Origin of the sequence: Variovorax sp. UC122_21, from assembly GCF_044056785.1 — a bacterium.
Classification (GTDB): domain Bacteria; phylum Pseudomonadota; class Gammaproteobacteria; order Burkholderiales; family Burkholderiaceae_C; genus Variovorax.
On sequence record NZ_CP172004.1, the window covers coordinates 1,410,348 to 1,436,812 of the forward strand.

19 protein-coding genes and 6 pseudogenes are annotated in these 26,465 nt (G+C 69.4%); 11 read left to right on the forward strand and 14 right to left on the reverse strand.

Annotated elements, in window-relative coordinates; all coding sequences use genetic code 11:
• Positions 1-83: 83 nt before the first annotated feature.
• The 6 genes and pseudogenes from ACHMXE_RS19055 to ACHMXE_RS19080 form a co-directional block, all read right to left on the reverse strand.
• Positions 84-1,076: an NAD-dependent epimerase/dehydratase family protein gene (locus tag ACHMXE_RS19055; protein WP_395350684.1), complete on the reverse strand. Its 993-nt coding sequence runs from the start codon at positions 1,074-1,076 to the stop codon at positions 84-86.
• 79 nt (positions 1,077-1,155) lie between these two features.
• Positions 1,156-1,332: a hypothetical protein gene (locus tag ACHMXE_RS19060; protein ID WP_395350685.1), complete on the reverse strand. Its 177-nt coding sequence runs from the start codon at positions 1,330-1,332 to the stop codon at positions 1,156-1,158.
• Positions 1,333-1,343: 11 nt separating this feature from the next.
• On the reverse strand, positions 1,344-2,111 hold the full coding sequence (locus tag ACHMXE_RS19065) for a GntR family transcriptional regulator (RefSeq protein ID WP_395350687.1): 768 nt from the start codon (positions 2,109-2,111) through the stop codon (positions 1,344-1,346).
• Between the two features lie 58 nt (positions 2,112-2,169).
• Positions 2,170-2,899: pseudogene (locus tag ACHMXE_RS19070) on the reverse strand (aspartate/glutamate racemase family protein); the annotation flags it as partial.
• A gap of 28 nt (positions 2,900-2,927) precedes the next feature.
• Positions 2,928-4,421 (reverse strand): NCS1 family nucleobase:cation symporter-1, encoded by a 1,494-nt coding sequence (locus ACHMXE_RS19075; RefSeq protein WP_395350688.1) that lies wholly within the window; start codon positions 4,419-4,421, stop codon positions 2,928-2,930.
• A 254-nt stretch (positions 4,422-4,675) separates the two neighbouring features.
• Positions 4,676-5,695, reverse strand: coding sequence for a hypothetical protein (locus ACHMXE_RS19080; RefSeq protein WP_395350689.1), 1,020 nt, complete (start codon positions 5,693-5,695; stop codon positions 4,676-4,678).
• 119 nt (positions 5,696-5,814) lie between these two features.
• Between ACHMXE_RS19080 and ACHMXE_RS19085 the strand changes: the two genes are divergently transcribed.
• Positions 5,815-6,024: a hypothetical protein gene (locus ACHMXE_RS19085; RefSeq protein WP_395350691.1), complete on the forward strand. Its 210-nt coding sequence runs from the start codon at positions 5,815-5,817 to the stop codon at positions 6,022-6,024.
• Between the two features lie 521 nt (positions 6,025-6,545).
• On the opposite strand, the gene ACHMXE_RS19090 is transcribed toward ACHMXE_RS19085, so the two are convergent.
• The gene (locus ACHMXE_RS19090) at positions 6,546-7,466 is read right to left on the reverse strand and encodes a LysR family transcriptional regulator (RefSeq protein WP_395352717.1); all 921 of its coding nucleotides are present in this window, start codon (positions 7,464-7,466) and stop codon (positions 6,546-6,548) included.
• Between the two features lie 156 nt (positions 7,467-7,622).
• Between ACHMXE_RS19090 and ACHMXE_RS19095 the strand changes: the two genes are divergently transcribed.
• From ACHMXE_RS19095 to ACHMXE_RS19115, 5 genes and pseudogenes are all read left to right on the forward strand, one after another.
• Positions 7,623-8,525, forward strand: coding sequence for an amino acid ABC transporter substrate-binding protein (locus ACHMXE_RS19095; protein ID WP_395350693.1), 903 nt, complete (start codon positions 7,623-7,625; stop codon positions 8,523-8,525).
• 65 nt (positions 8,526-8,590) lie between these two features.
• Positions 8,591-9,840, forward strand: a pseudogene (locus tag ACHMXE_RS19100) (aminotransferase class V-fold PLP-dependent enzyme).
• 98 nt (positions 9,841-9,938) lie between these two features.
• Complete coding sequence (locus ACHMXE_RS19105) at positions 9,939-10,715, forward strand: acetoacetate decarboxylase family protein (RefSeq protein ID WP_395350695.1); 777 nt, start codon at positions 9,939-9,941, stop codon at positions 10,713-10,715.
• A 58-nt stretch (positions 10,716-10,773) separates the two neighbouring features.
• Positions 10,774-11,151: pseudogene (locus ACHMXE_RS19110) on the forward strand (AraC family ligand binding domain-containing protein); the annotation flags it as partial.
• Between the two features lie 91 nt (positions 11,152-11,242).
• The gene (locus tag ACHMXE_RS19115; protein WP_395350697.1) at positions 11,243-11,578 is read left to right on the forward strand and encodes a helix-turn-helix transcriptional regulator; all 336 of its coding nucleotides are present in this window, start codon (positions 11,243-11,245) and stop codon (positions 11,576-11,578) included.
• A gap of 3 nt (positions 11,579-11,581) precedes the next feature.
• Here ACHMXE_RS19115 and ACHMXE_RS19120 read toward each other — a convergent pair whose 3' ends face one another.
• The 4 genes and pseudogenes from ACHMXE_RS19120 to ACHMXE_RS19135 form a co-directional block, all read right to left on the reverse strand.
• Positions 11,582-12,817, reverse strand: coding sequence for a M20 family metallopeptidase (locus ACHMXE_RS19120; protein WP_395350699.1), 1,236 nt, complete (start codon positions 12,815-12,817; stop codon positions 11,582-11,584).
• A 5-nt stretch (positions 12,818-12,822) separates the two neighbouring features.
• Positions 12,823-14,604 carry a 2-oxo-4-hydroxy-4-carboxy-5-ureidoimidazoline decarboxylase gene (gene uraD, locus ACHMXE_RS19125; protein WP_395350701.1) on the reverse strand — a complete coding sequence of 594 codons (1,782 nt, stop codon included), beginning with the start codon at positions 14,602-14,604 and terminating at the stop codon, positions 12,823-12,825.
• A 23-nt stretch (positions 14,605-14,627) separates the two neighbouring features.
• Positions 14,628-15,588, reverse strand: a pseudogene (gene puuE / locus ACHMXE_RS19130) (allantoinase PuuE).
• 11 nt (positions 15,589-15,599) lie between these two features.
• A pseudogene (locus ACHMXE_RS19135) lies at positions 15,600-16,275 on the reverse strand (GntR family transcriptional regulator).
• Positions 16,276-16,359: 84 nt separating this feature from the next.
• Between ACHMXE_RS19135 and uraH the strand changes: the two are divergent.
• Positions 16,360-16,710, forward strand: a complete 351-nt coding sequence (gene uraH / locus ACHMXE_RS19140) for a hydroxyisourate hydrolase (protein ID WP_203202341.1) — start codon at positions 16,360-16,362, stop codon at positions 16,708-16,710.
• 63 nt (positions 16,711-16,773) lie between these two features.
• On the opposite strand, the pseudogene ACHMXE_RS19145 reads toward uraH, so the two are convergent.
• A pseudogene (locus ACHMXE_RS19145) lies at positions 16,774-17,275 on the reverse strand (hypothetical protein).
• Positions 17,276-17,328: 53 nt separating this feature from the next.
• On the opposite strand from ACHMXE_RS19145, the gene xdhC reads away from it, so the two are divergent.
• The 4 genes from xdhC (at position 17,329) to ACHMXE_RS19165 (ending at position 22,636) form a co-directional block, all read left to right on the forward strand.
• A complete protein-coding gene (xdhC, locus tag ACHMXE_RS19150; RefSeq protein WP_395350702.1) occupies positions 17,329-18,135 on the forward strand; it encodes a xanthine dehydrogenase accessory protein XdhC in 807 nt (268 codons plus the stop codon).
• A gap of 238 nt (positions 18,136-18,373) precedes the next feature.
• Positions 18,374-19,585, forward strand: a complete 1,212-nt coding sequence (locus ACHMXE_RS19155; protein ID WP_395350704.1) for a urate hydroxylase PuuD — start codon at positions 18,374-18,376, stop codon at positions 19,583-19,585.
• 68 nt (positions 19,586-19,653) lie between these two features.
• Positions 19,654-21,009: a glycerate kinase gene (locus ACHMXE_RS19160; RefSeq protein ID WP_395350706.1), complete on the forward strand. Its 1,356-nt coding sequence runs from the start codon at positions 19,654-19,656 to the stop codon at positions 21,007-21,009.
• A 181-nt stretch (positions 21,010-21,190) separates the two neighbouring features.
• Positions 21,191-22,636 carry an NAD-dependent succinate-semialdehyde dehydrogenase gene (locus ACHMXE_RS19165; protein ID WP_203202336.1) on the forward strand — a complete coding sequence of 482 codons (1,446 nt, stop codon included), beginning with the start codon at positions 21,191-21,193 and terminating at the stop codon, positions 22,634-22,636.
• Positions 22,637-22,715: 79 nt separating this feature from the next.
• On the opposite strand, the gene ACHMXE_RS19170 is transcribed toward ACHMXE_RS19165, so the two are convergent.
• Together ACHMXE_RS19170 and mgtA are read right to left on the reverse strand one after the other, a co-directional pair.
• Positions 22,716-23,432, reverse strand: a complete 717-nt coding sequence (locus ACHMXE_RS19170; RefSeq protein ID WP_057596546.1) for an MgtC/SapB family protein — start codon at positions 23,430-23,432, stop codon at positions 22,716-22,718.
• 79 nt (positions 23,433-23,511) lie between these two features.
• Positions 23,512-26,256 (reverse strand): magnesium-translocating P-type ATPase, encoded by a 2,745-nt coding sequence (gene mgtA, locus ACHMXE_RS19175; RefSeq protein WP_395350710.1) that lies wholly within the window; start codon positions 26,254-26,256, stop codon positions 23,512-23,514.
• Positions 26,257-26,465 lie beyond the last annotated feature (209 nt).

Genomic DNA, 26,465 nt, shown 5'->3' on the forward strand with positions numbered 1-26,465 from the left:
AACTGTATACAATTTATGCGGCAATCCGGACTGAGGAAAACCCGGAGGGCCCGGATGGGCCCGATGCCGTGCCGGGGGCTCGTTCAGGCCACGGGGTAGGGGCCGTCCTCGAAGCGCTGCGCGTGGTAGCCCTTGCTGCCAACGGCATGCGCCAGTTCGCTGCGGAAGTCGCGGCCCTCGCGCAGGCTTTGCAGCATTTGCGCGAAGTCGTGCTTCGGCGCCCAGCCCAGGTCGCGCCGCGCGCGCGCGTTCACGTACACGCGGTCGAGCTGCGCGGGCAGGGTCCAGCCGCGTCGTTCGTAGAGCGCCTCGCAGTCGGGGAAATGCCGGCGCAGCACGGCCGGCGCATCGCTGCGCAGCAGCGCGAGCTCGTCGCGCGCGAAGGGCGTGGTGGCCGAGACGATGTAGCGGCCGAAGCCCAGTGCCGGTGCGCGCCGTGCGGCGCACAGGTGCGCCTCGACGATGTCCGCGATGTCGGCGCGGCGGTGCAGCAGCTCGTTGGCCTGCGCGTTCTCGAGCGAGTGGCGCTCGCGTGCGCTCGGATCGTCGTCGTCCTCGGGGAAGAAGCGCGAGGTGCGCAGCACGATCGCGTGGAGGCCGTGCTCGCGATGGAACAGCTGGCACAGGTCCTCGGCCGCGGTCTTGGTCGCGCCGTAGATGTTCTTCGGGATCGGCGTCACGTCTTCCGTGATCCAGGCGGCGGGCTCGCCCGCGGCCGGCGTGAGCGCCGAGCCGAAGCTGCTGGTGGTGCTCGTGAACACGAAGGCCTGCACGCCGGCCGCCACCGCCTCCTCGAGCAGCGCGAGCGTGCCCGCGATGTTGGTCTCGACGAAGTCCTGCTTCGCATGCGTGGCCACGTGCGGCTTGTGCAGGGTGGCGGTGTGCAGCACCGTGCGCACGCCGCGCATGCACTCGCGCACGAAGGCACGGTCGGCGATGGAGCCGGTGCGGTCGGTGAAGGGCGAGGCGAGCAGGTCGATGCCGCGGGCCTCGCCCCCGGTGTCGGGGTGCGCGCGCAGATGGCGCATCAGTGCTTCGCCGAGATGGCCGGCGCTGCCGGTGACCAGGGTGGTCATGGGAACGGTTTCCTTCCTGCGATGGGGATGTTCGAACCGCGAGGCTAACGCGAGGTCGCGCGCGCCGTCCATGCACAAGTCATGCGTGGGACGGTCCGCTCTCAGGCGACGGTGGTGACCAGCCGCCCCGCGCTGCCGTCGGCCAGCGCGACACGGTGGCCTGGTGCACGCCCATGCGCTGCGCGAAACGGCTCTGCTTGAAGCCGCGCAGCCACCGCAGGCGCCCGAGCGCGAGACCGGTGTCGCCGGCCGCCATGCGCGCGCTCCTCAGGCCAGCAGCGCCTTCACCAGGTCGAGCTGGCGGTCGGGCTTGCCGGTGCCGAGCTCGAGGCTGGCCTCGATGCGGTCGAGGTGTTCGATCATGCAGTTCACGGCGGCCTCCACGTCGCCGGTGCGGCAGATGCGCAGGAAGTCGGCATGCTCGTCGGACGAGCAGTGCGGATCGTTCGACGAGTGGTAGAGCATCGCGATCAGCGAGCTGCGCGCGACCAGTTCGCGCACCAGCTCGGCCAGCGTGTGGTTGCCGGTGGCCTCGGCCAGCGCGACGTGGAAGTCGCCCAGCAGCTTCTCGCGCACCGTGCCCATGGTGGTGGTCTGGCGCAGCGCGTTGCGCTCGAAGCGGATGTGCTGGTCGAGCGCCTGGTAGTCGCGCGGCCGCGCGTTGGCGATGAACAGCCGAACCACCTCGCGCTCGAGGATGCGGCGCACCGCGAACACCTCGCGCGCTTCCTCCACCGTGGGCTGGCAGACGAAGGCGCCCTTGTCGGGAATGATCTCGATCAGCTTGTCCTTCGACAGCATCAGCAGCGCCGCGCGCACCTTGGTGCGGCTCACCGAATAGACGCGGCCCAGCGCCTCCTCGCGCAGCCAGGTGCCGGGCGGCAGGCGCTTCTCGACGATGGCGGTGGCGATGTCCTGGGCGATGCTCTCGATGGAGCTGGCCTTGTCCGCCTTCTCGCTGGCGGCGGCCGTGCCGGCGTCGGTGGCGGCCGGCGCGGCGGGGGAAGGAGCGGGGGTGGAACGTGCGCGGGGCATCGCTGGATTGTCGCTTGGCGCAAGCCGGTGCCCGGCGCACATGCCGCTATGGCCTCGCGAGGGTGAAGCCTTCGAGCGCGCCGACCATGGTCTTGGGCAGCGGCCGCGCGAGCTCGCCGCGCTTGCTGGTGCGCAGCTTGAGCCGCACCAGCGATTCGATCAGCTGCGTGCCCGCGGCCACGCCGTCGATCACCGGCACGCCGAGCAGCTCGCCGATGTGCTCGCACAGGTCGGTCATGCCGGCGCAGCCGAGCACGATGCAGTCGGAGCCGTCCTCCTCGAGCGCGCGCCGGCATTCCTCGACGATGCGTTCCGCGCGCGCGCGAGCCCGGTTCCTCGAGCTCGAGCACCGGCAGCTCGCAGGCGCGCACGTTGGCGCAGAAGCGCTCCATGCCGTAGATCTCCGCCAGGTGCCAGGCCTGGCCGATGGTGCGCCCCAGCGTGGTGACCACGCTGAAGCGGCTGCCGACCATGCTGGCCAGGTGCATCGCGGCCTCGGCGATGCCCACCACCGGCCCGCGCGCGAGCTCGCGCGCGGCCTTCAGGCCCGGGTCGCCGAAGCAGGCGATCACGTAGCCGTCGATGCCGTCGCGCTCGCCGGCCGCGATCTCCTGCAGCAGGCCGGGCACGGCCAGCGCCTCGTCGTAGTGGCTCTCGATGGACACCGGGCCCATGGCCGGGCTCACGGCCACGATCTCGGTGCCGGCGTGCGCCACCGCGCGGGCGCAGGCACCGATCTTCTCGGTCATGCTCCAGGTGGTGTTGGGGTTGATGATCTTGATGCGCACGGTGCGCTCCCTTTCTCTTGCGGTGTGTTCAGGTCTTGGTGTTGCGGTTCAGCAGCGCGTAGATCACGAAGCCCAGCGCCATGCCGATGAACCAGGCGTAGTTGGCCGCGCCGCGCAGGGTCGGCACCATCACGCACAGGATCGGCACCAGCGCCGAGGGGATCAGCGCCTGGATCGCCTTCGGGTTGTAGCCGCCGCTGTACCAGTACTTGCCCTGCGTGCTCATGCTGTAGAGCGCATCCACGTCGATCTGCTGCTTGCGCACCAGGTAGTAGTCGGCGATCAGGATGCCGAACAGCGGGCCGATGAACGAGCCCAGCACGTCGAGCGTGTAGTGGATGACCTCGGGGCTGTTGTAGAGGTTCCACGGCGTGAGGAACACCGAGCCCACGGCGGCGATCATGCCGCCGGTGCGCCAGCTGATGTGCTGCGGCGCCACGTTCGAGAAGTCGAAGGCCGGCGAGACGAAGTTGGCGACGATGTTGATGCCGATGGTGGCGATCATGAAGGTCAGCGCGCCCAGCACCACGGCGGTGGTGCTGTCGATCTTGCCCACGGTGTGCACCGGGTCGGTGATGAGTTCGCCGAACACCGGCAGCGTGGCGGCGGTGGTGATCACGGTCAGCAGCGAGAAGAACACGAAGTTGATCGGCAGGCCCCAGAAGTTGCCCTTCTTCACCGCGTCGAAGCTCTTGCCGTAGCGCGAGAAGTCGCCGAAGTTGAGCATCGGGCCGCTGAAGTAGCTGACCACCAGCGCGATGGCCGACAGCATCACCGGCAGCGCGTCCCAGCCCTGGAACTTGATGCCGCCGAGGTTCAGGTCGATGTTCTTCCAGCCGGCCTTCCACACCAGCCAGCCGCACAGGATGGCCATCACCACGTAGACCGCCGGGCCGGCCCAGTCGATGAACTTGCGGATCGCGTCCATGCCGTGCCAGAACACGAAGGCCTGCAGCACCCACATCACCATGAAGGCGACCCAGCCCAGCGTCGACAGGCCCACGAAGCCGTGCTGCGCCAGGTCGGCGTAGGGCGCGAGGTTGGGGAACATGTGCAGCGCCAGCACCATGAAGGCGGCCGAGGCGAGGTAGGTCTGCACGCCGTACCAGGCCACCGCGATCAGGCCGCGGATGATGGCCGGGATGTTGGCGCCGAGCACGCCGAAGGAGGCGCGGCACATCACGGGGTAGGGCGTGCCGGTCACCTGGCTGGGCTTGGCGACCAGGTTGCAGAAGATCTGCACGATCACGATGCCCACCAGCAGCGACACCAGCACCTGCCAGCTCGACAGGCCGAGCGCGAACAGGCTGCCGGCCGTGATGTAGCCGCCCACGCTGTGCACGTCGGACATCCAGAACGCGAAGATGTTGTACTGCCCCCAGGTCTGCTTCCTGAGCGGCGCGAGGTCCTCGTTGGTCAGGCGCGGGTCGTAGCCGGGCTTGATGAGGGCATTCGATTCGGCGTGCGCCGGGGCGCTGGCTGCGCTGGCCCCGGCGGGCGTCTGGCTGACGGCTGTGCTCATGGTCTTTACCTCGTCTCTTCGATTTGGGTTGCGTTGGAGGACCGGCTTGCGACGCAATTTGTGCGCCCGTTTTTGAGTTCGTTATTTGTATACAAAAACTGAGCACAATCAAGATCATCCAGATATTCATATATCCGTAGATTCCCTGAGACGCGGGTGCGGGCGCGCCGGCCGCTGCTGCAAGAAAAAAGAGCGCCGGGCCCAGGGGCCACGGCGCTCTCGCGCGGAAAGGGCGGGAAAAGGCCGAACCGGGCCTACTTCGCCGCCACCTTCACGAACACCGGGTTCGAATAGAACCAGAGGTCGGCGTAGTTGCGTGCGTTGATCGCATTGAAGCGCGCCACGTTGTCGTTGCCCTCGGTGCGCGCGTCGGGCAGCGGCTCGCCGTTGGCGGTCTCGCCGGGCACGTCGGTGCCCAGGTTGGTGCCGCGCAGCCGGAAGTACTGGTTGGCGCCGGCCTTCACGGTGAAGCTGGCGGCGTAGTAGCCCTCGGCATCGAGCTTCCAGTCGGCGCGCGTGAAGCGCTTGACGACGCGCGTCGACGGATTGGTCGCGCGGTCGTAGCCGGGCGTGCCGGGCTGCTCGCGGCCGGTCACGTCGCCCGCGATCAGGTCGATGTGATCGACCACGGGCTTCACGTTGGCATAGAGGCCGCTGCCGAGCTGGTACTCGAAGTTGTTGCGCTCGGGGCTTTTGAAGCGCACGGTGATCTGCAGCTCCTCGCCCGCGGCGGCCGCGAGCTCGGTGCCCATGCGGCCGGCACCCTTGCTGCTCCTGACCTGGAAGTCGAGCGCGTCGATCAGGTCGCCGTTGACCGCGAACAGCCGGCCCGCGCGCATCGCCGCGAGCAGCGACTTCGGATCCTTGATGTCGCCGAACAGGTGGTTCTTGGCGTATTCGCCGGGCGCGTAGCCGCTGCTGTAGAGGCCGCGCGAGGTGGTGAAGTGGTAGTCGGAATCGGCCACGTTCCAGATCCGGCGGCCTTCCGACAGCAGCGCGTCCCAGGTGCCGCCGAGCTTGGCCACGAGGTGGTCGACGCCGCCGTAGGTGCGCGAGGGCAGGTTGGCGTCGATGTAGGCGCTGTTGTAGCCGCCGCGGTCGGGCTCCATCTGGTTGCCGACCATGCCCTCGAGCGAGAACACGATGTCGGGCGCGAGGTCGTTCATCTCGCGCAGCTGCGCGATCGTGTACTTGCCGGGGTTGCGCGAGGGATGGTTGATCTGCAGGTAGCTGGTGGTCGGGTAGTTCTTCTTGAGCCAGGCCACGGCCTGCATCGTCTCGGCGTGGGTGTTGTAGCCGGTGCCGGCCTTCGGTCCCCCAGGCGGCCACGTCGGCGGCCGGGAACAGCGCGGCGTCGCGGTTGGTGAACAGGTACTCGAACTGGCTCACGGCCTTGAGCGCGGCATCCGACATCGGGCTGTCGGTCAGGATGCCGACGTTGCCGTGGTCGTGCGCGGGCATGTCCCATTCGGCCGAGGCGAAGATGGTCTTGTCGGCGTACTTGCCGCTGGCCTGCAGCGCCTTGATGCGCGGCACCTGGTACTTGGCCATGCCTTCGGAGAACGGGATCTGCGCCGGCAGGGTGCGGCCGTCGTTGTCGTAGGACGAGAGGCGCAGGTGGTCCGAGATCGCGACCCAGTCGAGGCCGAAGCGGTCGAAGGCCTTGGCCAGCACCTGGTCGAGCGTGGAGATCTGCTGCGTGTCGTCGGACTGCCAGGTGTGGACGTGCAGGTCGCCGACGGTCCAGCGGCCGGCTTCGGCGGCCGGCGCGGGCGGCGGGGCCGGGGGCGCGGGTGCCGGGGCGGGCGCGGCGGGCAGGCCGCCGAACACCACGCGGCTGTCGGAACCGCCGCCGCAGCCGGCGAGCATGGCCGTGCCGAGCACGAGCGAGAAGGCGAGGCGCGACAGCGGCACGCCGGAGAGGGAAGGCAGGGATTTCATGAAGACGGGAACAGGGACACGGAGAGGAGCACGAGGCAGCCACGGCGATGCCGCGGCGCTCGGGGACGGACACGGCGCGCAGGCGCCGGGAACGCGCTGGAGTCTCTGTGCGCGCCATGACGCGCCCATGAAAGTTTTTTCGAAAGTCACGCCGCTGTCACGCTCGCCGCGCGACCCGCGACATCAGCCCGTCATCGCGTCGTCGGCCTGCGCCTGGAACATGCGCGTGAAGTCGCAACAGGACTGCGCGAGCATCACGATCGACGAGGTCAGTGCGCTGCGGTGCTCGCCCTTGTGCATCGCCACGTAGCGCACCACCGGCAGGGCCGGCGCCACCTCGATCTCGGCCAGCATGCCGGCCGCCACCATCGGCCGCAGGCATTCGCGCGGCAGGTAGCTCACGCCCAGGCCGGACACCGTGAGGCCGACCAGCGCGATCAGGTTGCTGACCACGATGGTGTCCGCCGGCTGCACGCCCTGTTCCTTCATCCAGGCGTCGTAGGCGCGGCCCGTGCCCGAGTTGCCGCCCTGCACCAGCATGCGCTGGCGCGCCAGCTCGTGCAGCCGCAGCGGCGCGTCGGCGGGCACCACGCCGGGCTTGCACATCCAGGCGCTCCTCACCTCGCCGATCGCCTTGCTCGCCATGCGCGCGTCGGCGAAGCTGTCGGGCAGGAACACCAGGTCGAGCTCGTCGGCCAGCAGCTTGTCGCGCAGCTGCAGGCTGTCGTCGACGTCGGGCTCGAGGATCACCTTCGGGTAGTGCTGCTGGATCAGCCGCACCAGCCGCGGCAGCCAGGTCATGGCCGTGAGCTCGGTCACGCCGATGCGCAGCCGGCGCTCCACCACGCCGGGCTTGCCGAACTGCTCGACCGCCGCGTCGCGCTGCGCCAGCAGCTTCTGCGCGAGCACGTACATCTCCTCGCCCTTCTCGGTGAGCCGCGCGCTGCGCTGGCTGCGGTCGAACAGCTCGGTGTCGAACAGCGCCTCGAGCTCGTGCACCCGCTTCGACACCGCCGACTGCGAGGTGTGGAGCTGGTTGGCGGCCTGCGCGAAGCCGCCCAGGCGGGCGATCCAGTAGAGGGCCTCGAGCTGCTTGAAGGTCATCATGGCGGTGCGTTCCTTGGGCGATAGAACACTTTAAGCGATCTTTTTCGATGAATAAAAATCGCTTTTGGAAACTTGAAGCCGCGCCGAAGATGCGCTCCGAACCGGTTGCGCCCACCACTTTCGTATTCAAACCACACGGCCAAGGACTTCACCATGCACTTCCCACGCGCCTTCTCACGCCCCGCCGCACTCGGCATCGCCCTCGCAGTGGCCTGCGGCGCCGCCGCCGCCCAGGACAGCGGCACGCTGCGCAAGATCAAGGACAGCGGCACGATCCAGATCGGCAGCCGCGACACCCAGATCCCGTTCTCGTACAAGACCAGCGCCGACGCGGCGCCGATCGGCTTCACCAACGAGATCTGCCTGAAGATCGTCGAGGCGGTGAAGGCCAGGCTGAACCTGCCCAAGCTCGACGTGCGCTACACGCTGCTGAACTCCACCAACCGCATCCCGCTGCTGCAGAACGGCACCGTGGACCTCGACTGCGCGACCACCACCAACACCACGCAGCGCCAGCAGCAGGTGGACTTCGCGCCCAGCCATTTCGTCACCAACATCACGGCGGCGGTCAAGAAGAGTTCGGGCATCAACAGCTTCGCCGACCTGCAGGGCAAGACCGTGGCCACCGTGGCCGGCAGCACCTCGATCCAGCTGCTGCGCGGCGCGCGCAAGAACGGCATCGACGTGCAGGAGATCGCGGGCAAGGACACGGCCGATGCCTTCCTGCTGCTCGCGAGCGACCGTGCCGCGGCCTACGTGCTCGACGACGTGCAGCTCGCCGGCCTGATCGCCAACCAGCCCAACGCGGGCGACTACAAGCTGCTGAAGGAGTCGCTGCGCCAGGAGCCCTACGGGATCATGCTGCGCAAGGACGATCCCGAGTTCAAGGCGATCGTCGACCAGACCGTGGCCGGCCTCATGAAGTCGGGCGAGATCGACAAGCTCTACGCGCGCTGGTTCACGCAACCGATCCCGCCGCGCAACGTGAGCCTCGACTTCCCGATGTCGGACGCGGTGCGCGAGACCTACAAGAACCCGAACAACAAGGGCGTGTGAGCGTGAGTTCTTCTTCTCCGAACGGCGCGCGGCATCCGCGCGGCCTGGCCTTCTCCGACGCGCTGATGCGCGAGGTGCGCGAGCGCTTCCTGCTCGTGGAGCGCGACCACCACGGGCGCGAGCGTCTGTACTTCGACAACGCGGGCGGCTCGTTCCGGCTCAAGGCCGCCATCGAGCGCTTCGCGGCCATCGACGCGGTGCCGACAACACCGAGCGCATCCACGAGACCGCGCTCGAGCTGCAGGCCGTGCAGGCGCGCGGCTGGGACGACGTGCGCACCATCCTCAACGCCGAGGGCGGCAGCATCTTCGCGGCGCTCACCGCCTCGGGCGCCATGTTCGACATGGTGCGCGCGGTGGCCGAGAACGTGAGCGGCACGAACATGGTGACCACCGTGCTCGAGCATCCCTCGGCCTACGACGCGATGGCGCTCTATGCCGAGCGCACCGGCCGCGAGCTGCGCGTGGCGCGCAGCAACCCCGAGACCGGCGGCATCGACGTCGACGAGATCGTGCGGCTGGTCGACGCCGACACCTGCCTGCTCAACGTGATCTACGCCTCGAACATCTCGGGTGCGAAGCTCGACATCGAGGCCATCGTGCGGCGCGCGCGCGAGGTCAAGCCCGATCTCTACATCGTCGTGGACGCGGTGCAGCATGCGCCGCACGGGCTGATCGATCTGCGCAAGACGCCGGTGGACGGCATCAACCTCGCGCCCTACAAGTTCTTCGGCTGCCGCGGCTCGGGCATCGCCTGGATGTCGGAGCGCGCCGCGGCCCTGCCGCACCACAAGCTCGCGGGCAAGAAGGCCGGCCACTGGGACCTCGGCAGCGTGGCGCCCTGGCAGTTCGCGGTGGTCAGCGAGATCGTCGACTACGTCTGCTGGCTCGGCGGCCACTTCAGCGAGGCCACCGGGCGGCGCGAACTGTTCGCGGCCGGCATCGCGCACATCGAGCTGCACGAACGCGCGCTGCTCGCGGCGCTGCTCGAGGGCGTGGACGGCCAGCCGGGCCTGCGCGCCATGCCGGGCGTGCGCGTGTTCCTCGACCATCCCGACCTGAGCCGGCGCGACCTGATCCTGGGCATCGGCTTCGACGGCCTGGACTGCACGCGCGCCGTGCACGAGTACGGGCTGCGCGGCGTCACGGTCTACGAGCGCACGGCCGCGAGCATCTACTCGAAGCGCATGCTCGATTCCTTCGGGCTCGAGGGCACGGTGCGCGTCTCGCCGCTGCACTGCAACTCGATGGCGGAAATGGCGCGCTTCCTCCAGGTGACGCAGGAGATCGCGCGCGCGTTCGCGACGGCGGACTGAGGCCACGGGGCGCCGCGGCGGGATCACTGGCGTACAAGACGCCCGCGCGCGGGCGTCCTATCGTGGAGCGGTCTTCCACTTTCGTGAACCGCCCCCCGATGCCCACCCCGTTCTCGCCCCCCTTCACCGCCTCCGGCCGTAGCGCGCTCGTGCAGGCGCCGCCCTGGCACTACGCCGGCTGGCTGGTCAACGTGGCCTTCGACTTCGAGGCCGAACGCGCCGCCGCGCTGCTGCCCGCCGGGCTCGGCCGGCCCACCGGCCAGGGCTGCGTGCATTTCGCCGACTGGCAGTTCTGCGGCGCCGATGGCGCGGAGCTGCTCGACCCCGTCTATGCGCAGTACCGCGAGACCATCGTTGTGCTCGAGATCGAAGGCCCTCCGGGCGAACAGCGCTTCTGCTGCCCCTTCATCTACGTCGACCAGGACATCTCGCTGCTGCGCGGCTGGCTGCAGGGCTGGCCCAAGAAGATCGGCCAGACCTGGGTCACGCGCAGCCTGCCGATCGCCCATCCGGCGGCCGCCGCGTTGGGCCAAGGCAGCCGGCTCGGCGCCAGCCTCAGCGTGAAGGAACGCCGGCTGGTCGATGCCAGCGTCACCCTGAACGGCGAGCCCGGCGAACGGTTGGGCTTCCTGCGCGCGCCGACCATCGGCGCGATCGGCTGGCCCGACCTGACGCGGCCGCGGGAGGTGCCGGTGCCGCGCCACCTGCGCGCCGACATCGTCGATCGCGTGGAGTCGGGCTGGAGCGCGGGCAGCGCCACCCTGCGCTTCCACGACCATCCGGTGGAGGAGCTCGCGTTGCTCGGCGAGGTGCGCGCCACGCAGGCCACGGCCGGCTGGATGGGGCTCACGGTGCGCGGTGCCTTCGCTGCCTAGGTCGAAGCCGATGCCCGCGGCGATCGTGTCGAGGGCGCTGCTGCGCTACCCTCGCGCGATGACCGCCGTCGCCGCGCCGCCGCCGTCCTCCCGCCTGGTCGTGCTGCCCTCGGGCGAGGGCCTGCGCGTGGAGGCGCTGTTCGCGGCCGAGCCGCGCGCCCGCTTCGCGCCGCACTGGCATCCCGAATGGAGCGTGGGCGCCATCCTCGAGGGCCACTGCGAGTTCACCTGCGACGGCGAGGCGCTCGTGGCCCATGCGGGCGAGCTGGTGCTGATGGCGCCCTACATGCTGCACACCGCGGGCGTGAGCCGGCGCAGCTTCCGCATGGTGATGCTCTATGTGCCGCATGGCTGGGTCGCGGCGCGGCTGGGTTGGCCCGCGGACTCGCGCGGCGCCTTGCCGCGCAAGGTGCTGCCCGACGCCGCACTGGCCGAGGCCCTGGCTGCCGCCGCCACCGCGGGGGGATGGTGCGGGCATCGCCCACCTGGTCGAGCGCATCCTGCGTGCCCAGACCGGCCCCGAACTGATGCCGCTGCAGCCGCCGGCGCCCGATGCGCGCGTGGCGGAGATCTGCGCGCTGCTCGCCGAGGAGGATGCCTGCCGCATCGACCCGGCCGCGCTCGCGCGCCGCATGGGCGTGTCGCGCGAGCACTTCCAGCGTGCCTTCCGCGAGGCCGTGGGCATGACGCCCGCGCACTACGCGCGACATGCGCGCATCGGCCGCGCCAAGGCGCTGCTGCGCGAGGGCGTGGCGCCGAAGGACGTGGCGGCCGAATGCGGCTTCGCCGACCAGGCGCATTTCTCGCGCTGGTTCCGGCGCTGCTTCGGGGTGGCGCCGGGGCGGTATCGCGTGGCGGCCTGAGGCTCAGGCCAGCAGATCGCTCAGCGTGCGCGCGATCACCTTGGTCGCGCGCCGCAGGTCCTCGAGCACCACGCGCTCGTCGCTGCGCTTGGCATGCGACTCGAGCACGGTGCGCGGGCCGGCGCCGTAGATCACGCCCGGGATGCCGGCCTCGCCATAGAGGCGAACGTCGGTGTACAGCGGCGTGCCCATGGCCTTGATCGGCTCGCCGAACAGCTCGCCGCCATGCTTCTGGATCGCCTCGACCAGCGGCTTGTTGCCCGCCAGCGGCTTCATCGAATTGGCCAGCAGCAGGCGCTTGATCTCGACCGTGATGCCCGGGAACGAGGCCGCCGCGTCGGCGATGACCTGGCGGATCGAGGCCTCGACCTCGACCGGGTTCTCCTCGGGGATCATGCGGCGGTCGAGCTTGAACACGACCTTGCCGGGCACCACGTTGGTGTTGGTGCCGCCCTCGATGCGGCCGACGTTGAGGTAGGGGTGCGTGATGCCCTCGACCTTCGAGCTGACCTGCTTATAGAGCGTGTTCTGCGCATAGAGCGCCTCGAGGATCTTCACCGCGCCCTGCAGCGCGTCGATGCCGGTGGAGGGGATGGCGGCATGCGCCATCTTGCCGTGCACCGTCACTTCCATCTGCAGGCAGCCGTTGTGGGCCGTGACCACCTCGTAGCTGAAGCCCGCGGCGATCATCAGGTCGGGCTTGGTGAGGCCGTTCTTCAGCAGCCAGCCCGGGCCGAGGATGCCGCCGAATTCCTCGTCGTAGGTGAAGTGCAGTTCGACGCCGCCCTTGGTCGGCTTCGCGACCGCTTCGAGCGCGCGCAGCGCGAAGGTGAAGCTCGCGAAGTCGCTCTTGCTCACGGCGGCCGCGCGGCCGTAGAGCGAGCCGTCGGCGATCTCGCCGCCGTAGGGATCGTGGGTCCAGCCCTCGCCGGGCGGCACCACGTCGCCGTGCGCGTTGAGCGCCACGGTACGGCCGCCGTCGCCGTCCTTGCCGTACCGGCGGCGCACGATCAGGTTGGTGATCGATTCGAGGCCGTAGTCCTTCACGTCCTGCGCCGGCACGGCGTGCTTCTCTGCCACGAGGCCGAAGCCCTCGAGCAGTTCGGCGGTGCGCTCGGCATGCGGCGCGTTGTTGCCGGGCGGGGTGTCGGTGGGCACCTGCACCAGTTGCTGCAGGAACTTCACTTCCTCGTCGAAGTGGGCGTCGATCCAGGCGTCGAGCTTTGCGTAGTCGGTCATGGGGTTCAGGCGGCGCTCGGTGCGCCGTTCAGGTTGTCGAGCAGATGCTGGAAGGCTTGCACCGCCAGCTCCATGTCGTCGTTGGTGCTCGATTCGAGCGGGTTGTGGCTGATGCCGGAGTTGATGCCGCGCACGAACAGCATGGCCTGCGGCATCACCTCGTGCAGCTTCATCGCGTCGTGGCCGGCGCCGCTGGGCATGCGGAACAGCGGCACGCCGAGCGAATCGACCGCGCGTTCCCAGCGCTGCTGCCATTCGGGCGCGCTCGGCGCGGCCGAGGCACGCATCGTTTCTTCGAGCGTGTGGCGCACGCCGCGGCGTTCGCAGATGTCCTGCAGCGCCTTCACCACGTCGTTGGCGAGCGCATCGCGCTGCGCGTCGTTGGGCGCGCGCAGGTCGAGGCTGAACTTGCAGCGCCCGGGCACCACGTTGATCGAGCCGCTCGGCACCTCGAGCATGCCGACGGTGCCGACCGAGTCGCCATCCTTCGCGGCGCGCTGCTCGGTGTAGAGGATCAGCTCGGCCACGGCCGCGGCCGCGTCGCGGCGGCGGTCCATCGGCGTGGTGCCCGCATGGCTGGCCATGCCGATCACCTCGCCCACGTAGCGCACGCTGCCGTTGATCGAGGTCACGATGCCCAGCGGGATGTCGAGCTCGTTCAGCACCGGGCCCTGCTCGATGTGCACCTCGACGAAGCCCAGGTATTTCGAGGGATCGCGCTGCGCCCTGGCGATGTCTTCCTCGCGCAGGCCCGCATGGGCGCGCGCCTCGCGCATGGTGATGCCGTCGGCGTCCTTCTGGTCGAGCCAGGCCGGGTTGAAGTGGCCGATCAGCGCGCCCGAACCGAGGAAGGTGGCCTTGTAGCGCTGGCCTTCCTCCTCGGCGAAGCCCACCACCTCGAAGGAGAAGGGCAGGCGGCGGTTCTGGCGCTTGAGCTCGCGCACGCAGGCCATGGGCACGAAGATGCCAAGCCGGCCGTCGTACTTGCCGCCGTTGCGCACGGTGTCGTAGTGCGAGCCCGTGAGCAGCGTCTTCGCATCGGGCGTCGCGCCCTCGTAGCGGCCCACCACGTTGCCGACCGCGTCGATCTCCACCGAGTCGAAGCCGGCCTCGCGCATCTCGCGCGCGATCTGCGCGGCGCAGGCACGGTGCGCGTCGGTCAGGTAGGTCACGGTGAGCTGGCCCTTCTCGGCGAAGCCCGGGTCGCTGTGCACCGCGAGCGCCTCCTGCCAGTCCCACACGTGGTTGCCGAGCGCCGGCTCGGTGCCGAACTTGTCGTTCAGGCGGATCTCGGCGATGCGGTGGATGTTGCGCAGCGCCTCGGCGAGCTCGAAGTCGGGATGGTTGTAGGCGCGGCGCTCGAAGGTGTCGATGATCTCGCGCTTGGACAGGCCCGTGCCGCGCGGGCCGCGCACCGCGAGGATGAAGGGGAAGCCGAACTTCGCGTTGTAGTCGGCGTTGAGGCGCTGGATCTTCGCGAACTCCTCGGGCGTGCAGTCGGTGAGCCCGGCCTTGCCCTGCTCGTTGGTCGATTCGGCCGTCAGCGTCTTGCTGACCATCGCCTTGCCCGCGAGCTCGGGGTGGGCGCGGATCAGGGCCAGGCGCTCTTCCCTGGTGGCCGTGTTCACGGCCTGCGCGAGCGCGTACTTCAGGTGCTGCAGCGAACGGAACGGACGCGCGGCCAGCGCCCGGCGCGCGATCCACGGCGAGTGCTCGTAGGTGCCGTCGAGCAGCGCGACGGCTTCGTCGGCGCCCGCGGCGTTCAGTTGTTCGATGGTCAGGCTCATGGCGTGTGTGTCCTCCGTACGGATCAAGCTTGCGAGGCTTGGGAAGAGGCTTCGAACGGATGGGTCTTCTTCCAGTGCCGCGCGATGTCGACGCGGCGGCAGACCCACACCCGCTCGTGGCTGGCGATGTGATCGAGAAAACGCTGCAGCGCCACGATGCGGCCCGGGCGCCCGAGCAGGCGGCAGTGCATGCCGATGCTCATCATCTTCGGCGCCTCGTCGCCCTCGGCGTAGAGCGCGTCGAAGCTGTCCTTCATGTACTGGAAGAAGGGGTCGGCGTGCGAGTAGCCCTGCGGCAGCGCGAAGCGCATGTCGTTGCAGTCGAGCGTGTAGGGCACGATGAGCTGCGGCACGGTGGCGCCGTCGGTCTTGCGCACCTTCATCCAGAACGGCAGGTCGTCGCCGTAGTAGTCGCTGTCGTACTCGAAGCCGCCGTAGTCGGCCACCAGCCGGCGCGTGCGCGGGCTGTCGCGGCCGGTGTACCAGCCGAGGGCGCGCTCGCCCGTGAGCTTCTCGATGGCTTCCATGCCCAGGCGCATGTGCTCGCGCTCGGTGGCCTCGTCGAGGTTCTGGTAGTGGATCCAGCGCCAGCCGTGGCAGGCGATCTCGTGGCCCAGTTCCTTGAAGGCGGCCGTGAGCTCGGGATGACGCTCGAGCGCCATGCCGACGCCGAACACGGTGAGCGGCAGGCCGCGCTTCTCGAATTCACGCAAGAGGCGCCACACGCCCACGCGCGAGCCGTACTCGTAGATGCCTTCCATGCTGATGTGGCGGTCGGGGTAGCTCGCGGGATTGAACATCTCCGAGAGGAATTGTTCCGAGCCGGCGTCGCCGTGCAGCGTGGCGTTCTCGCCGCCTTCCTCGTAGTTGAGGACGAACTGCACCGCGATGCGCGCGTTGCCCGGGCCACTGCGCATGGGGCGGGTTGCGGCCGTAGCCGACGAGGTCGCGCGGGTAGGGCAGGGTGGTGTCGTAGACGGTCATGGTGGAAGGGGTCAGGACAATGCGAGGGAGATGTCGCTGGTGGGCACCTTGCGGTCGAACACCAGGTTGGCCTCGACGTGCTGCAGGTGCTCGGTCATCAGGCGCACGGCGCGCTCCTCGTCGCGCGCGGCCAGCGCCTTGACGATGTCGGCGTGCTCGTCGTTCGAATGCTCGGCGGCGCTGGTGCTCTGGTACATGAGCGTGATGAGGGCGCAGCGCGAGATCAGCTCGCCGAGGATCTGCGCCAGCACCTGGTTGCCCATGAGCTCGGCCATGCGCACGTGGAAGTCGCCGAGCAGCTCGGTGCGGCCCGAGACGTCCTCGCCCGACACGGCCGATTTCTCGAGCGCCACGTGTTCCTTGAGCGCCTTGATCTTGGCCGGCGTGACGGTGCGCACGAACTCGCGCGTCATCTCGGCCTCGAGCATGCGGCGCACCGCGAACACCTGCTTGGCCTCGTCGACCGCGGGTGCCGCCACGAAGGCGCCGCGCGCGGGGCTCGAGCCGGATCAGCTTGTTCTGCGCGAGCTGGAACAGCGCCTGGCGCACCAGCGTGCGCGATACGCCGAAATGGTCCGCCAGCTTCTGCTCGGCCAGCTTGGTGCCGGGCTGAAGCCGGTGGTCGACGATCGCGCGGGTGAGCGCATCGACGATCGAACGGGTGGTGGAGGACTCCATGTTTTTCATGATAGACCGAAAGCCGACAACTGTATACACTTTTGTCCACCGGAATATCCCGCACTCTCACCTGACCGACCGAAGGAAACTCCCATGGGCCTGAGCACCCACGTACTGGACACGATGCATGGCGGCCCCGCGGCCGGCATGGAGGTCGCGCTCTTCACCACCGAGGGCGACGCCGCCACGCTGGTCAAGCGCTTCACGCTGAATGCCGACGGCCGCAGCGACGGCCCGCTCTACGACAACAGCACGCTGAAGACCGGCACCTACCGGCTGGTGTTCGACGTGGCGGGCTATTTCAAGGCGCGCGGCGTGGCGCTGCCCGAGCCGAACTTCCTCAACAAGGTGTCGCTGGACTTCGGCGTGGCGCATGCCGACCAGCACTACCACGTGCCGCTCTTGGTGAGCCCGTGGAGCTATTCGACCTACCGGGGGTCGTGAACGCCGACAGCGTGACTGTCGGAGGCTTCTCGCCGCTCCCCGTCCGGGGAGCGGCGGGGGGCGCTACTGCTGCAACTGCCCTTCGGTCAGCGTGTCGAGCTGGAAGCGCCCGCTCTTGTCCCAGAGCCAGGTGTCGGTCCACACGACCGGCCCGAGCCGCGACGCGGCCGGGAAGGGCGCGGCCTGCAGCACGGTGCGCTCGATCTCGGCGATGACCTCGGGCGCATGCTGCGCGCGCGCGCAGCCAGTGCAGCGCGACCACGCGGCCGCTGCCGTCGAGGTTGACCTGCAACGTGCCGACCGCGTAGAGCACCGGCGGCAGCTGTCCACCATAGATGCGGCGGTTGTTGAGGTCGTAGACATGGCGCGCGGCGTCGCGCCGGTAGTCGCGCGCGCTGGTGGCGTTCGATGCGCGCGGCGCCGGCCGGCCGCTGGCGCCGGGTTCGGCGGTGGCCTTGCTCAGTTGACCGGGCACCGAACCGGTGGTGCCGCATCCGGCGAGCCAGAGCGCGGCGAGGAAAGACACCGCCAGGGCGAGGCGGCGCGTCGTGGGCTGAAAATTCATCGCCGGGTTTATACCGTGACTCCCTCACTCCTCGGCAACCGAAGGTATCGCTCATGAACGGCGCGGTCGACCAACTGCTGGCCCGTCTTCGCGACGAAGACGCGGTGCTGGTGCGCGTCGAATCCACGCAGGGCTCGGCGCCGCGCGAGGCCGGCACCTGGATGGCGGTCTGGGCCGAGGGCCTCACGGCCACCATCGGCGGCGGCCAGCTCGAGTTCCAGGCGACGCAGGAAGCGCGCGAACTGCTGGCCGGCAGCCGCGCCATCGACGGCATCCAGCGCTATCCGCTGGGCCCGAGCCTGGGCCAGTGCTGTGGCGGCGTGGTGTTCCTGTCGTTCCGGCGCGTCTCGGCCAGCGACATCCCCGAGCTGCGGCGCGCGCTGGTCGAGCACCTGCGGCCGGTGGCACTGTTCGGCGGCGGCCACGTGGGCGCTGCGCTCGCGCGGCTGCTCGCGGGCCTGCCGTTCTCGGTGCGCTGGATCGACAGCCGCGACGGCGTGTTCCCCGAAGAACTGCCGGCCCAGGTCGAGACCGAGCATTCCGAGCCGGTGCAGGACGCGGTGGCCTCGCTCGCGCCCGGCAGCCGCGTGCTGATCATGAGCTTCAGCCATGCCGAGGACCTCGACATCGTGATCGCCTGCCTGCGCCGCCTGCGCGAGCGCGACGACCTGCCCTACATCGGCCTGATCGGCAGCAAGACCAAGTGGGCCACCTTCAGCCACCGGCTCGAGGCACGCGGCTTCACGGCGGCCGAGCTGGCGCGCGTCACCTGCCCGATCGGCGTGCCGGGCATCACGGGCAAGGAGCCCGAGGTGATCGCGGTCGCGGTGGCGGCACAGTTGTTGCAATCGCTGGACTGAGCCGGCGCTTCGGTGCACGAACAGGGTTTTCCCGGCACCGGCCCCGCAAAAAACCACGCCGCCCCTCGCCAAAACTGTATACACTTTCAGTCCACAAGTATCTGCCGCAGCGGAGCGAGGCCCACCCGGAGCCTGCGTTCGCGGCACTTTCTCTGCTTACAGCGCCCGCAGTGGTGAGCAGGACGAAGACATCCGCGCCCGGCGTTCCCCCGCGCCGAGCGGATTGAGAGAGCACCTCATGGAAAGCTACTACCTCGACTGGGCCAACCTGCTGCTGCGCTGGGTCCACGTCATCACCGCCATCGCCTGGATCGGCGCCTCCTTCTACTTCGTGATGCTGGACAACAGCCTCGAGAAGCCGCAGGACCCCGAATCGCTCGACAAGGGCGTGGGCGGCGAGCAGTGGGCCGTGCACGGCGGCGGCTTCTACAACATGCAGAAGTACCTGCTGGCGCCCAAGAAGCTGCCGGACCACCTGCACTGGTCGTACTGGGAGAGCTACTCCACATGGCTCACGGGCTTCGCGCTCTTCACCATGTCGTACCTCTGGAACGCCAGCACCTACCTGATCGACAAGTCGAAGATGGACTGGCAGCCGGGCGCGGCGATCGCCGTGGCGCTGGCCTTCCTGGTCGTGTTCTGGATGGTCTACGACAGCATCTGCCAGCTGTTCGGCCGGCGCAGGAACGGCGACACCATCGTCGGCGTGCTGGTCGCGATCTTCGTGGCCTTCGCGGCCTGGCTGGCCTGCCAGTGGTTCGCGGGCCGCGCGGCCTTCCTGCTGGTCGGCGCCATGATGGCCACGACCATGAGCGGCAACGTGTTCTTCTGGATCATCCCGGGCCAGCGCAAGAACGTGCAGGCGCTGCGCGAAGGCCGCCCGGTCGACCCGGTGCACGGCCAGCGCGGCAAGCAGCGCAGCGTGCACAACACCTACTTCACGCTGCCGGTGCTGTTCGCGATGCTGAGCAACCACTACAGCTTCACCTACACCCACAAGTACAACTGGATCGTGCTGCTGCTCATCATGCTCGGCGGCGCGGCGATCCGGCAGTTCTTCGTGGTGCGTCACCGCTTCAAGCTCGGCAACGCGCGCAACCCGCTGCCCTATGCGATGGTCGGCGTGGCCGTGCTGGGCCTCACCATCGTCTGGATGAAGCCCGAGCCCGCCGCCCCCGTGGCCGCCACCGCGCAGAGCGCGCCGGCCGTGGCCTACCAGGACGTGCAGAAGGTGCTCGAGCAGCGCTGCTACATGTGCCACGGCGCGAGCGTGCAGATGAAGAACGTGCGCGTCGACTCGCCCGAGCAGGTGAGTGCCCACGCCCAGGCCATCTACCAGCAGGTGGTGGTCACGAAGATCATGCCGATGAACAACGCCACCTCGATCACCGACGAGGAGCGTGCCCTGATCGGCCGCTGGTTCCAGGGCGGAGCGAAGACGACCAACTAACTAGACCGCGGTCAAGAGGGCGGACACCGGTTCGCCGCAAAATGCAGGCCCCGGAGACAACGCCACCCATGACCGCCAAGACCTCGACGCCCCCCTCGCTGCAAGACGCGACCGCTCCCGATCCCCGCCAGGCGCCGCGCGCCTTCCTCGAACACCTCTACCGCGTCGCGGTCGACCGCGCGCTGCCGCTGTCGACCCTGGGCGCGCACCTGCCCAAGCCGCCCAAGGGCCGCACGCTGGTGCTCGGTGCCGGCAAGGCCGGCGGTTCGATGGTGCAGGCGCTCGAGGCGCTGTGGCCGGCCGACGCGCCGCTGTCGGGCCTGGTGGTCACGCGCTACGACCACATCCCGCCGCGGCCCGAGGGGCTGCCCAGCCGCATCGAGATCGTCGAGGCCGCGCATCCCGTGCCCGACGCGGCCGGCCAGCAGGCCGCCGAGCACATCCTCGCGCTGACCGAAGGCCTGACCGCCGACGACCTCGTGCTGTGCCTGATCTCGGGCGGCGGCTCCTCGCTGCTGGTGCTGCCGGCCGAGGGCCTGACGCTGGCCGACAAGCAGCGCATCAACAAGCAGCTGCTCGACAGCGGCGCCCACATCGGCGAGATGAACTGCGTGCGCAAGCACCTCTCGCGCATCAAGGGCGGCCGGCTCGCGGCGGCCTGCGCGCCGGCGCGCGTGGTCACGCTCACCATCAGCGACGTGCCCGGCGACGACCCGGCCGTGATCGCCAGCGGCCCCACCGTGCCCGACGCCACCACCTGTGCCGACGCGCTGGCCATCCTCGACCGCTACCGCATCGAGGTGCCGGCGCCGGTGCGCGCGCAGCTCGAGAGCGGCGCGCTCGAAACTCCGAAGCCCGGCGACGCCGTGTTCCAGGGCCACGAGACCCACATGATCGCGGCCCCGCAACAATCGCTCGAGGCCGCCGCCGCGGCCGCGCGCGCCGCCGGCATCGAGGCCCACGTCCTCAGCGACGAGATGGAAGGCGAATCGCGCGAGGTCGGCAAGGTGCATGCCGCGCTCGCGCGCGCCGTGGCCCAGCGCGGCGCGCCGTTCGCCAGGCCCTGCGTGATCCTCTCGGGCGGCGAGACCACCGTCACCATCCGGCCGCGCCAGCCCGGCCAGGCCAAGGGCCGGGGCGGACGCGCGGGCGAGTTCTGCATGGGCCTCGCGGGCGCGCTGCTCGGCCAGGCCGACGTGTGGGCACTGGCGGCCGACACCGACGGCATCGACGGCGTGGAGGACAACGCCGGCGCCTACGTCACGCCCGACACCCTGGCGCGCGCCGCCAACGCGGGCCGCAAGCTCTCGGACCACCTCGACCGCAACGACGCCTACGGCTACTTCGACGCCATCGGCGACCTGTTCGTGACCGGGCCGACGCACACCAACGTCAACGACTTCCGGGCGCTGCTGGTGCTCTGAGGCTTCTCCTTCCCCCAGCGGGGGAAGGAGCGGCACCGTCCTGCGCGCATCCCCGACTCGGGTTAACCTATGCGCCCCGGCAGCCCGCTGCCGCCCAGCCGCACGCGCCTTCTCGGGCGCCGTGCCGCCCTCCGAACTCCCCGTTTCCACTCCCATCCCCTGCCGAAGGAAAAAGCTCGCCATGACCGCCTCCTCCTATACCGACACCCGCCTGCTGATCGACAACGAATGGGTGGACGCCGCCAGCCGCAAGACCCTCGACGTGGTGAACCCGGCCACGGGCCAAGTCATCGGCAAGGTGGCGCATGCCGGCATCCCCGACCTCGACCGCGCCCTGGCCGCCGCCCAGCGCGGCTTCGACGCCTGGCGCAACACCCCGGCCCATGAGCGCGCCGCCGTCATGCGCCGCGCCGCCGGCCTGATCCGCGAACGCGCCGGCGACATCGCCAAGCTGCTGACACAGGAACAGGGCAAGCCGCTGGCCGAAGCCAAGGGCGAGACCCTGGCCGCCGCCGACATCATCGAATGGTTCGCCGACGAAGGCCGCCGCGTCTACGGTCGCATCGTGCCCTCGCGCAACCTCGCGGCGCAGCAGCTGGTCATCAAGGAGCCCGTGGGCCCCGTGGCCGCCTTCACGCCCTGGAACTTCCCGATCAACCAGGTCGTGCGCAAGCTCGGCGCCGCGCTGGCCACCGGCTGCTCCTTCCTCGTGAAGGCACCCGAGGAAACCCCCGCGTCGCCCGCTGCCCTGCTGCAGGCCTTCGTCGACGCCGGCATCCCCGCCGGCACCGTCGGCCTGGTGTTCGGCAACCCGGCCGAGATCTCGGCCTACCTGATCCCGCACCCGATCATCCGCAAGGTCACCTTCACGGGCTCGACCCCCGTCGGCAAGCAGCTCGCCGGCCTGGCCGGCCAGCACATGAAGCGCGTGACCATGGAACTGGGCGGCCACGCCCCGGTGATCGTGGCCGAGGACGCCGACGTCGCGCTGGCCGCCAAGGCCGCCGGTGCCGCCAAGTTCCGCAACGCGGGCCAGGTCTGCATCTCGCCGACCCGCTTCCTGGTGCACAACAGCATCCGCGAGGAATTCGCCAAGGCCATGGTCAAGCACGCCGAAGGCCTGAAGCTCGGCGACGGCCTGACCGAAGGCACCACCCTGGGCCCGCTGGCCAATGCGCGCCGCCTCACGGCCATGGCGCATGTGCTCGACGACGCCCGCAAGAAGGGCGCGACCATCGCCACCGGCGGCGAGCGCGTCGGCGATGCCGGCAACTTCTTCGCCCCCACCGTGCTGACCGACGTGCCGCTGGACGCCGACGTCTTCAACAACGAGCCCTTCGGCCCGATCGCCGCCATCCGCGGTTTCGACACGCTGGACGAGGCCATCGCCGAATCGAACCGCCTGCCCTTCGGCCTGGCCGGCTATGCGTTCACCAAGTCGATCAAGAACGCGCACCTGCTGAGCCAGAAGCTCGAACTCGGCATGCTGTGGGTCAACCAGCCCGCGACCCCGTCGCCCGAGATGCCGTTCGGCGGCGTGAAGGATTCGGGCTACGGCTCGGAAGGCGGCCCGGAAGCGCTCGAGGCCTACCTCAACACCAAGGCGGTGTCGATCCTGGGCGTCTGAGCGGGACGCTTCGACTCGCTGTCTTGATGAGAGCGGCATCGCTGGAAGGCGGTGCCGCTTTTTTCATGGGCGAACGGATTCAGTCCTCCGCGCTCGCATTCCAGAACGCCTGCTGCACCCCCTCCAGCGCCTCGAGCTCCGCGACCACCCGGTCGAGTTCCTCGGCCTCGACCGCGGTGGCGTAGAGCGTGGCCTCGATCTCGGTATCGGTGGCGCCGAAGGCATGCTGGTCGACGTCGCGCACCGGGTAATTGGCTTCCTCGAGCAGCAGCAGCACCTGGTCCATCACCTCGGGCCGCGAGGCGCGCGTGCAGATCACGCGCACGGTGTAGCTGGCTTCGCCCGACTCCTCCTTCACCGGCTGCCGGTTGATGCGGTTGACCACGGGCCGCAGCAGGGTGTTGCTCGCGAGCACGAACAGCGCCGCTATCACGGCCTCGCCGATCAGGTCGGCGCCCGCGCAGGCGCCGACGGCGGCCGATCCCCACAAGGTGGCCGCGGTGTTGAGGCCCGTGATGTTGGCGCCTTCCTTCATGATCGCGCCCGCGCCGAGAAAGCCGATGCCCGAGACCACGTAGGCCGCCACGTGCACCGCGCCGTCGTGGCCGTGCAGGCGGTTGGCCATGTCGACGAACACGGCCGCGCCCACGGCCACCAGCGTGTTGGTGCGCAGCCCGGCGGTGCGCTGGCGCACCTGGCGCTCGAAGCCGATCAGCGAGCCCAGCACGAAGGCCGTGGACACGCTCAGCAGGGTGTCGAGCAGCGAAGGCAGGTTGAAGTTCTGTATCGCTTCCATGCGGATCTCCTCCTCGTCGTTCGCAAACCAGGGTAGCGGCGGCATGTGACAGCCGCCGTTCCCTGTTGTCGTCATCGGCTCATTGCCAGCCGTAGCGCCGCGCGTACCAGCCCTTGACCGTCTGCACCAGCGCCGCATAGCCGCCGAGCATCAGCACCAGCCATGGGAAGTAAGCCAGCGGCAGCGCCTCGAGCTTGAAGTAGTGCGCCACCGGGCCCATCGGCAGCCAGATGCCCACGGCCGCGATCGCCGCGCCCATGATCAGCAGCGGCCAGGCCGCGCGGCTCTGCAGGAACGGGATGCGGCGCGTGCGGATCAGGTGCACGATCAGCGTCTGCGACAGCAGGCCTTCGACGAACCAGCCCGACTGGAACAGGGTCTGGTGCTCGGGCGAGTTGGCGGCGAACACGAACCACATCACGGCATAGGTCAGGATGTCGAACACCGAGCTCAGCGGCCCGAAGAACACCATGAAGCGGCCGAGGTCGCCCGGGTTCCAGCTCTGCGGCTTGCGCAGGAACTCCTCGTCCACGTTGTCGAAGGGGATCGCGATCTGCGACACGTCGTACAGCAGGTTCTGCACCAGCAGGTGCAGCGGCAGCATTGGCAGGAAGGGCAGGAAGGCACTCGCCACCAGCACCGAGAACACGTTGCCGAAGTTCGAGCTCGCGGTGAGCTTGATGTACTTCAGCATGTTCGCGAAGGTGCGGCGGCCCTCCACCACGCCCTGCTCGAGCACCATCAGGCTCTTCTCGAGCAGGATGATGTCGGCCGATTCCTTGGCCACGTCCACCGCGCCGTCGACCGAGATGCCGATGTCGGCCGCGCGCAGCGCGGGCGCGTCGTTGATGCCGTCGCCCATGAAGCCCACCACGTGGCCGTTGGCATGCAGCGCATGCACGATGCGCTCCTTGTGCGCGGGCGTGAGCTTGGCGAAGACCTGGCGCTTCTCGACGATCTGGCGCAGCTCGGCCTCGTTCATGCGCTCGACCTCGTGGCCCAGCACCATGCGGCCGGCCTCGATGCCGACGTCGGCGCAGACCTTGCGCGTCACCAGCTCGTTGTCGCCGGTCAGCACCTTCACGGCCACGCCGTGCTCGGCCAGCGCGCGCAGCGCGGGCGCGGTCGATTCCTTCGGCGGATCGAGGAAGGCCACGTAGCCCAGCAGCGTGAGTTCGGCCTCGTCGGCCACGCCGTAGGCGGCACGGCGCGCGTCGCCGCGCGCATCGCAGCGCAGAACGCGGCTGGCCACGGCCACCACGCGCAGGCCCTGGGCATTGAGCTCCGAGGCCACGGCGTGGATGCGCGCGAGCACCTCCGCGTCGAGCGCCAGCACCTCGGCACCGCGTTCGACCGCGCTGCACACGGCCAGCACTTCCTCGAGCGCGCCCTTGCAGATCAGCAGGTGTTCCTCGGCCGCGTCGCTGCCGGCGACGACCACCGACATGCGGCGGCGCGAGAAGTCGAAAGGCACCTCGTCGACCTTGCGCCAGTCGGTCTGCAGCCGGGTGTCGAGCTGCATCTGGGCATGGCTCAGCACCGCCTTGTCGAGCAGGTTCTTCAGGCCGGTCTGGTGGAAGCTGTTGAGGTAGGCCAGCTGCAGCACGTGGTCGGAGCCCTCGCCCCAGGCGTTGGTGTGGCGCTCGAGCACGATGCGGTCCTGCGTCAGCGTGCCGGTCTTGTCGGTGCACAGCACGTCCATGGCGCCGAAGTTGTGGATCGCCTCGAGGCGCTTGACGATCACCTTCTGGCGCGACATCACGACCGCGCCCTTGGCGAGCGTGGCGGTCACGATCATCGGCAGCATCTCGGGCGTGAGGCCGACCGCGATCGACAGCGCGAACAGCGCCGCTTCCCACCAGTCGCCCTTGGTCACGCCGTTGATCACCAGCACCAGCGGCGCCATCACCAGCATGAAGCGGATCAGCACCCAGCTCACGCGGTTGATGCCGGCCTGGAAGGCCGTGGTGCCGCGGTCGGTGGCGCTCACGCGCTGCGCCAGCGCGCCGAAGAAGGTGCGCGCGCCGGTGTGCACGATCAGCGCGGTCGCGGTGCCGCTGATCACGTTGGTGCCCATGAACAGCAGGTTGTCGCGCTCGAGCACGCCGCTCGCGCTGCCGGCGGCGGGCACGGTGGCGAACTTCTCGACCGGCATCGCCTCGCCGGTCAGCGCCGACTGGCTGATGAACAGGTCCTTGGCCGAGAGCAGCCGGCAGTCGGCCGGGATCATGTCGCCGGCCGACAGCGCGATCAGGTCGCCGGGCACCAGGTCGCGCATCGGCACCTCGATGCGCAGCGCGCCGGCCGAGCCTTCCTCGGGCCGCAGCACGGTCGAGGTGTTGCTGACCATCGCCTTGAGCTCGTCGGCCGCCTTGTTCGAGCGCGACTCCTGCAGGAAGCGCAGCACCGTCGACAGCACCACCATGCTGCCGATCACCACCGCGGCCTTCATGTCCTCGGTGACGTAGGAGACCAGCGCGAGCACGGTCAGCAGCAGGTTGAAGGGATTGCGGTAGCACTGCCACAGGTGGGTCCACCACGGCAGCGGCTTCTCGTGGTTCACCTCGTTGCCGCCCAGGCGCTTGCGCAGGGCGGTGGCCTCGTCCTCGCTCAGGCCCCGGGGCGAGCTGCCGAGCTGCGCGAGCATGTCGCTTGCATCGGCCAGCGAGGCGGCGCTCAGCGCGTTCGCGATCTCGGGCGGCATCGCGGCCGAGGCGGTGCCCACGGGCTTCGAGCCCAGCAGCGTCTGCCAGCGCTCGAAGTGATGCAGCATGCGGCGGCTGCGCAGGAAGCTTTCGAAGAAGGACTTGAAGACGTTCTTCATGCGCCTTCTCCTTCGCGGCGTGGAGGACGCGGCGCGGCGGCACGACGCGGGTCGCGTGCGGGGCGGAGGACGAGGAGGGCGGCCCTGGTGGCGGGCCGCAGGCATTGGCGGTTCATTCGAGGTTCTCCTGGCGAGGCGCGCAACGGGGCGCGCGAAGGAGAACCTCCCGCGGATCAACCGGAGGTGACGGTCCTTCGCGGCTCGGTGTG

What these genes read in the sequence shown, in the direction of transcription:
- ACHMXE_RS19055 (WP_395350684.1), bottom strand. Translation starts at nt 1,076, where the DNA reads ATGACCACCCTGGTCACCGGCAGCGCCGGCCATCTCGGCGAAGCACTG.
- ACHMXE_RS19060 (WP_395350685.1), bottom strand. Translation starts at nt 1,332, where the DNA reads ATGGCGGCCGGCGACACCGGTCTCGCGCTCGGGCGCCTGCGGTGGCTG.
- ACHMXE_RS19065 (WP_395350687.1), bottom strand. Translation starts at nt 2,111, where the DNA reads ATGCCCCGCGCACGTTCCACCCCCGCTCCTTCCCCCGCCGCGCCGGCC.
- ACHMXE_RS19075 (WP_395350688.1), bottom strand. Translation starts at nt 4,421, where the DNA reads ATGAGCACAGCCGTCAGCCAGACGCCCGCCGGGGCCAGCGCAGCCAGC.
- ACHMXE_RS19080 (WP_395350689.1), bottom strand. Translation starts at nt 5,695, where the DNA reads ATGCAGGCCGTGGCCTGGCTCAAGAAGAACTACCCGACCACCAGCTAC.
- ACHMXE_RS19090 (WP_395352717.1), bottom strand. Translation starts at nt 7,466, where the DNA reads ATGACCTTCAAGCAGCTCGAGGCCCTCTACTGGATCGCCCGCCTGGGC.
- ACHMXE_RS19095 (WP_395350693.1), top strand. Translation starts at nt 7,623, where the DNA reads ATGCACTTCCCACGCGCCTTCTCACGCCCCGCCGCACTCGGCATCGCC.
- ACHMXE_RS19105 (WP_395350695.1), top strand. Translation starts at nt 9,939, where the DNA reads ATGCCCACCCCGTTCTCGCCCCCCTTCACCGCCTCCGGCCGTAGCGCG.
- ACHMXE_RS19115 (WP_395350697.1), top strand. Translation starts at nt 11,243, where the DNA reads ATGCCGCTGCAGCCGCCGGCGCCCGATGCGCGCGTGGCGGAGATCTGC.
- ACHMXE_RS19120 (WP_395350699.1), bottom strand. Translation starts at nt 12,817, where the DNA reads ATGACCGACTACGCAAAGCTCGACGCCTGGATCGACGCCCACTTCGAC.
- uraD (WP_395350701.1), bottom strand. Translation starts at nt 14,604, where the DNA reads ATGAGCCTGACCATCGAACAACTGAACGCCGCGGGCGCCGACGAAGCC.
- uraH (WP_203202341.1), top strand. Translation starts at nt 16,360, where the DNA reads ATGGGCCTGAGCACCCACGTACTGGACACGATGCATGGCGGCCCCGCG.
- xdhC (WP_395350702.1), top strand. Translation starts at nt 17,329, where the DNA reads ATGAACGGCGCGGTCGACCAACTGCTGGCCCGTCTTCGCGACGAAGAC.
- ACHMXE_RS19155 (WP_395350704.1), top strand. Translation starts at nt 18,374, where the DNA reads ATGGAAAGCTACTACCTCGACTGGGCCAACCTGCTGCTGCGCTGGGTC.
- ACHMXE_RS19160 (WP_395350706.1), top strand. Translation starts at nt 19,654, where the DNA reads ATGACCGCCAAGACCTCGACGCCCCCCTCGCTGCAAGACGCGACCGCT.
- ACHMXE_RS19165 (WP_203202336.1), top strand. Translation starts at nt 21,191, where the DNA reads ATGACCGCCTCCTCCTATACCGACACCCGCCTGCTGATCGACAACGAA.
- ACHMXE_RS19170 (WP_057596546.1), bottom strand. Translation starts at nt 23,432, where the DNA reads ATGGAAGCGATACAGAACTTCAACCTGCCTTCGCTGCTCGACACCCTG.
- mgtA (WP_395350710.1), bottom strand. Translation starts at nt 26,256, where the DNA reads ATGAAGAACGTCTTCAAGTCCTTCTTCGAAAGCTTCCTGCGCAGCCGC.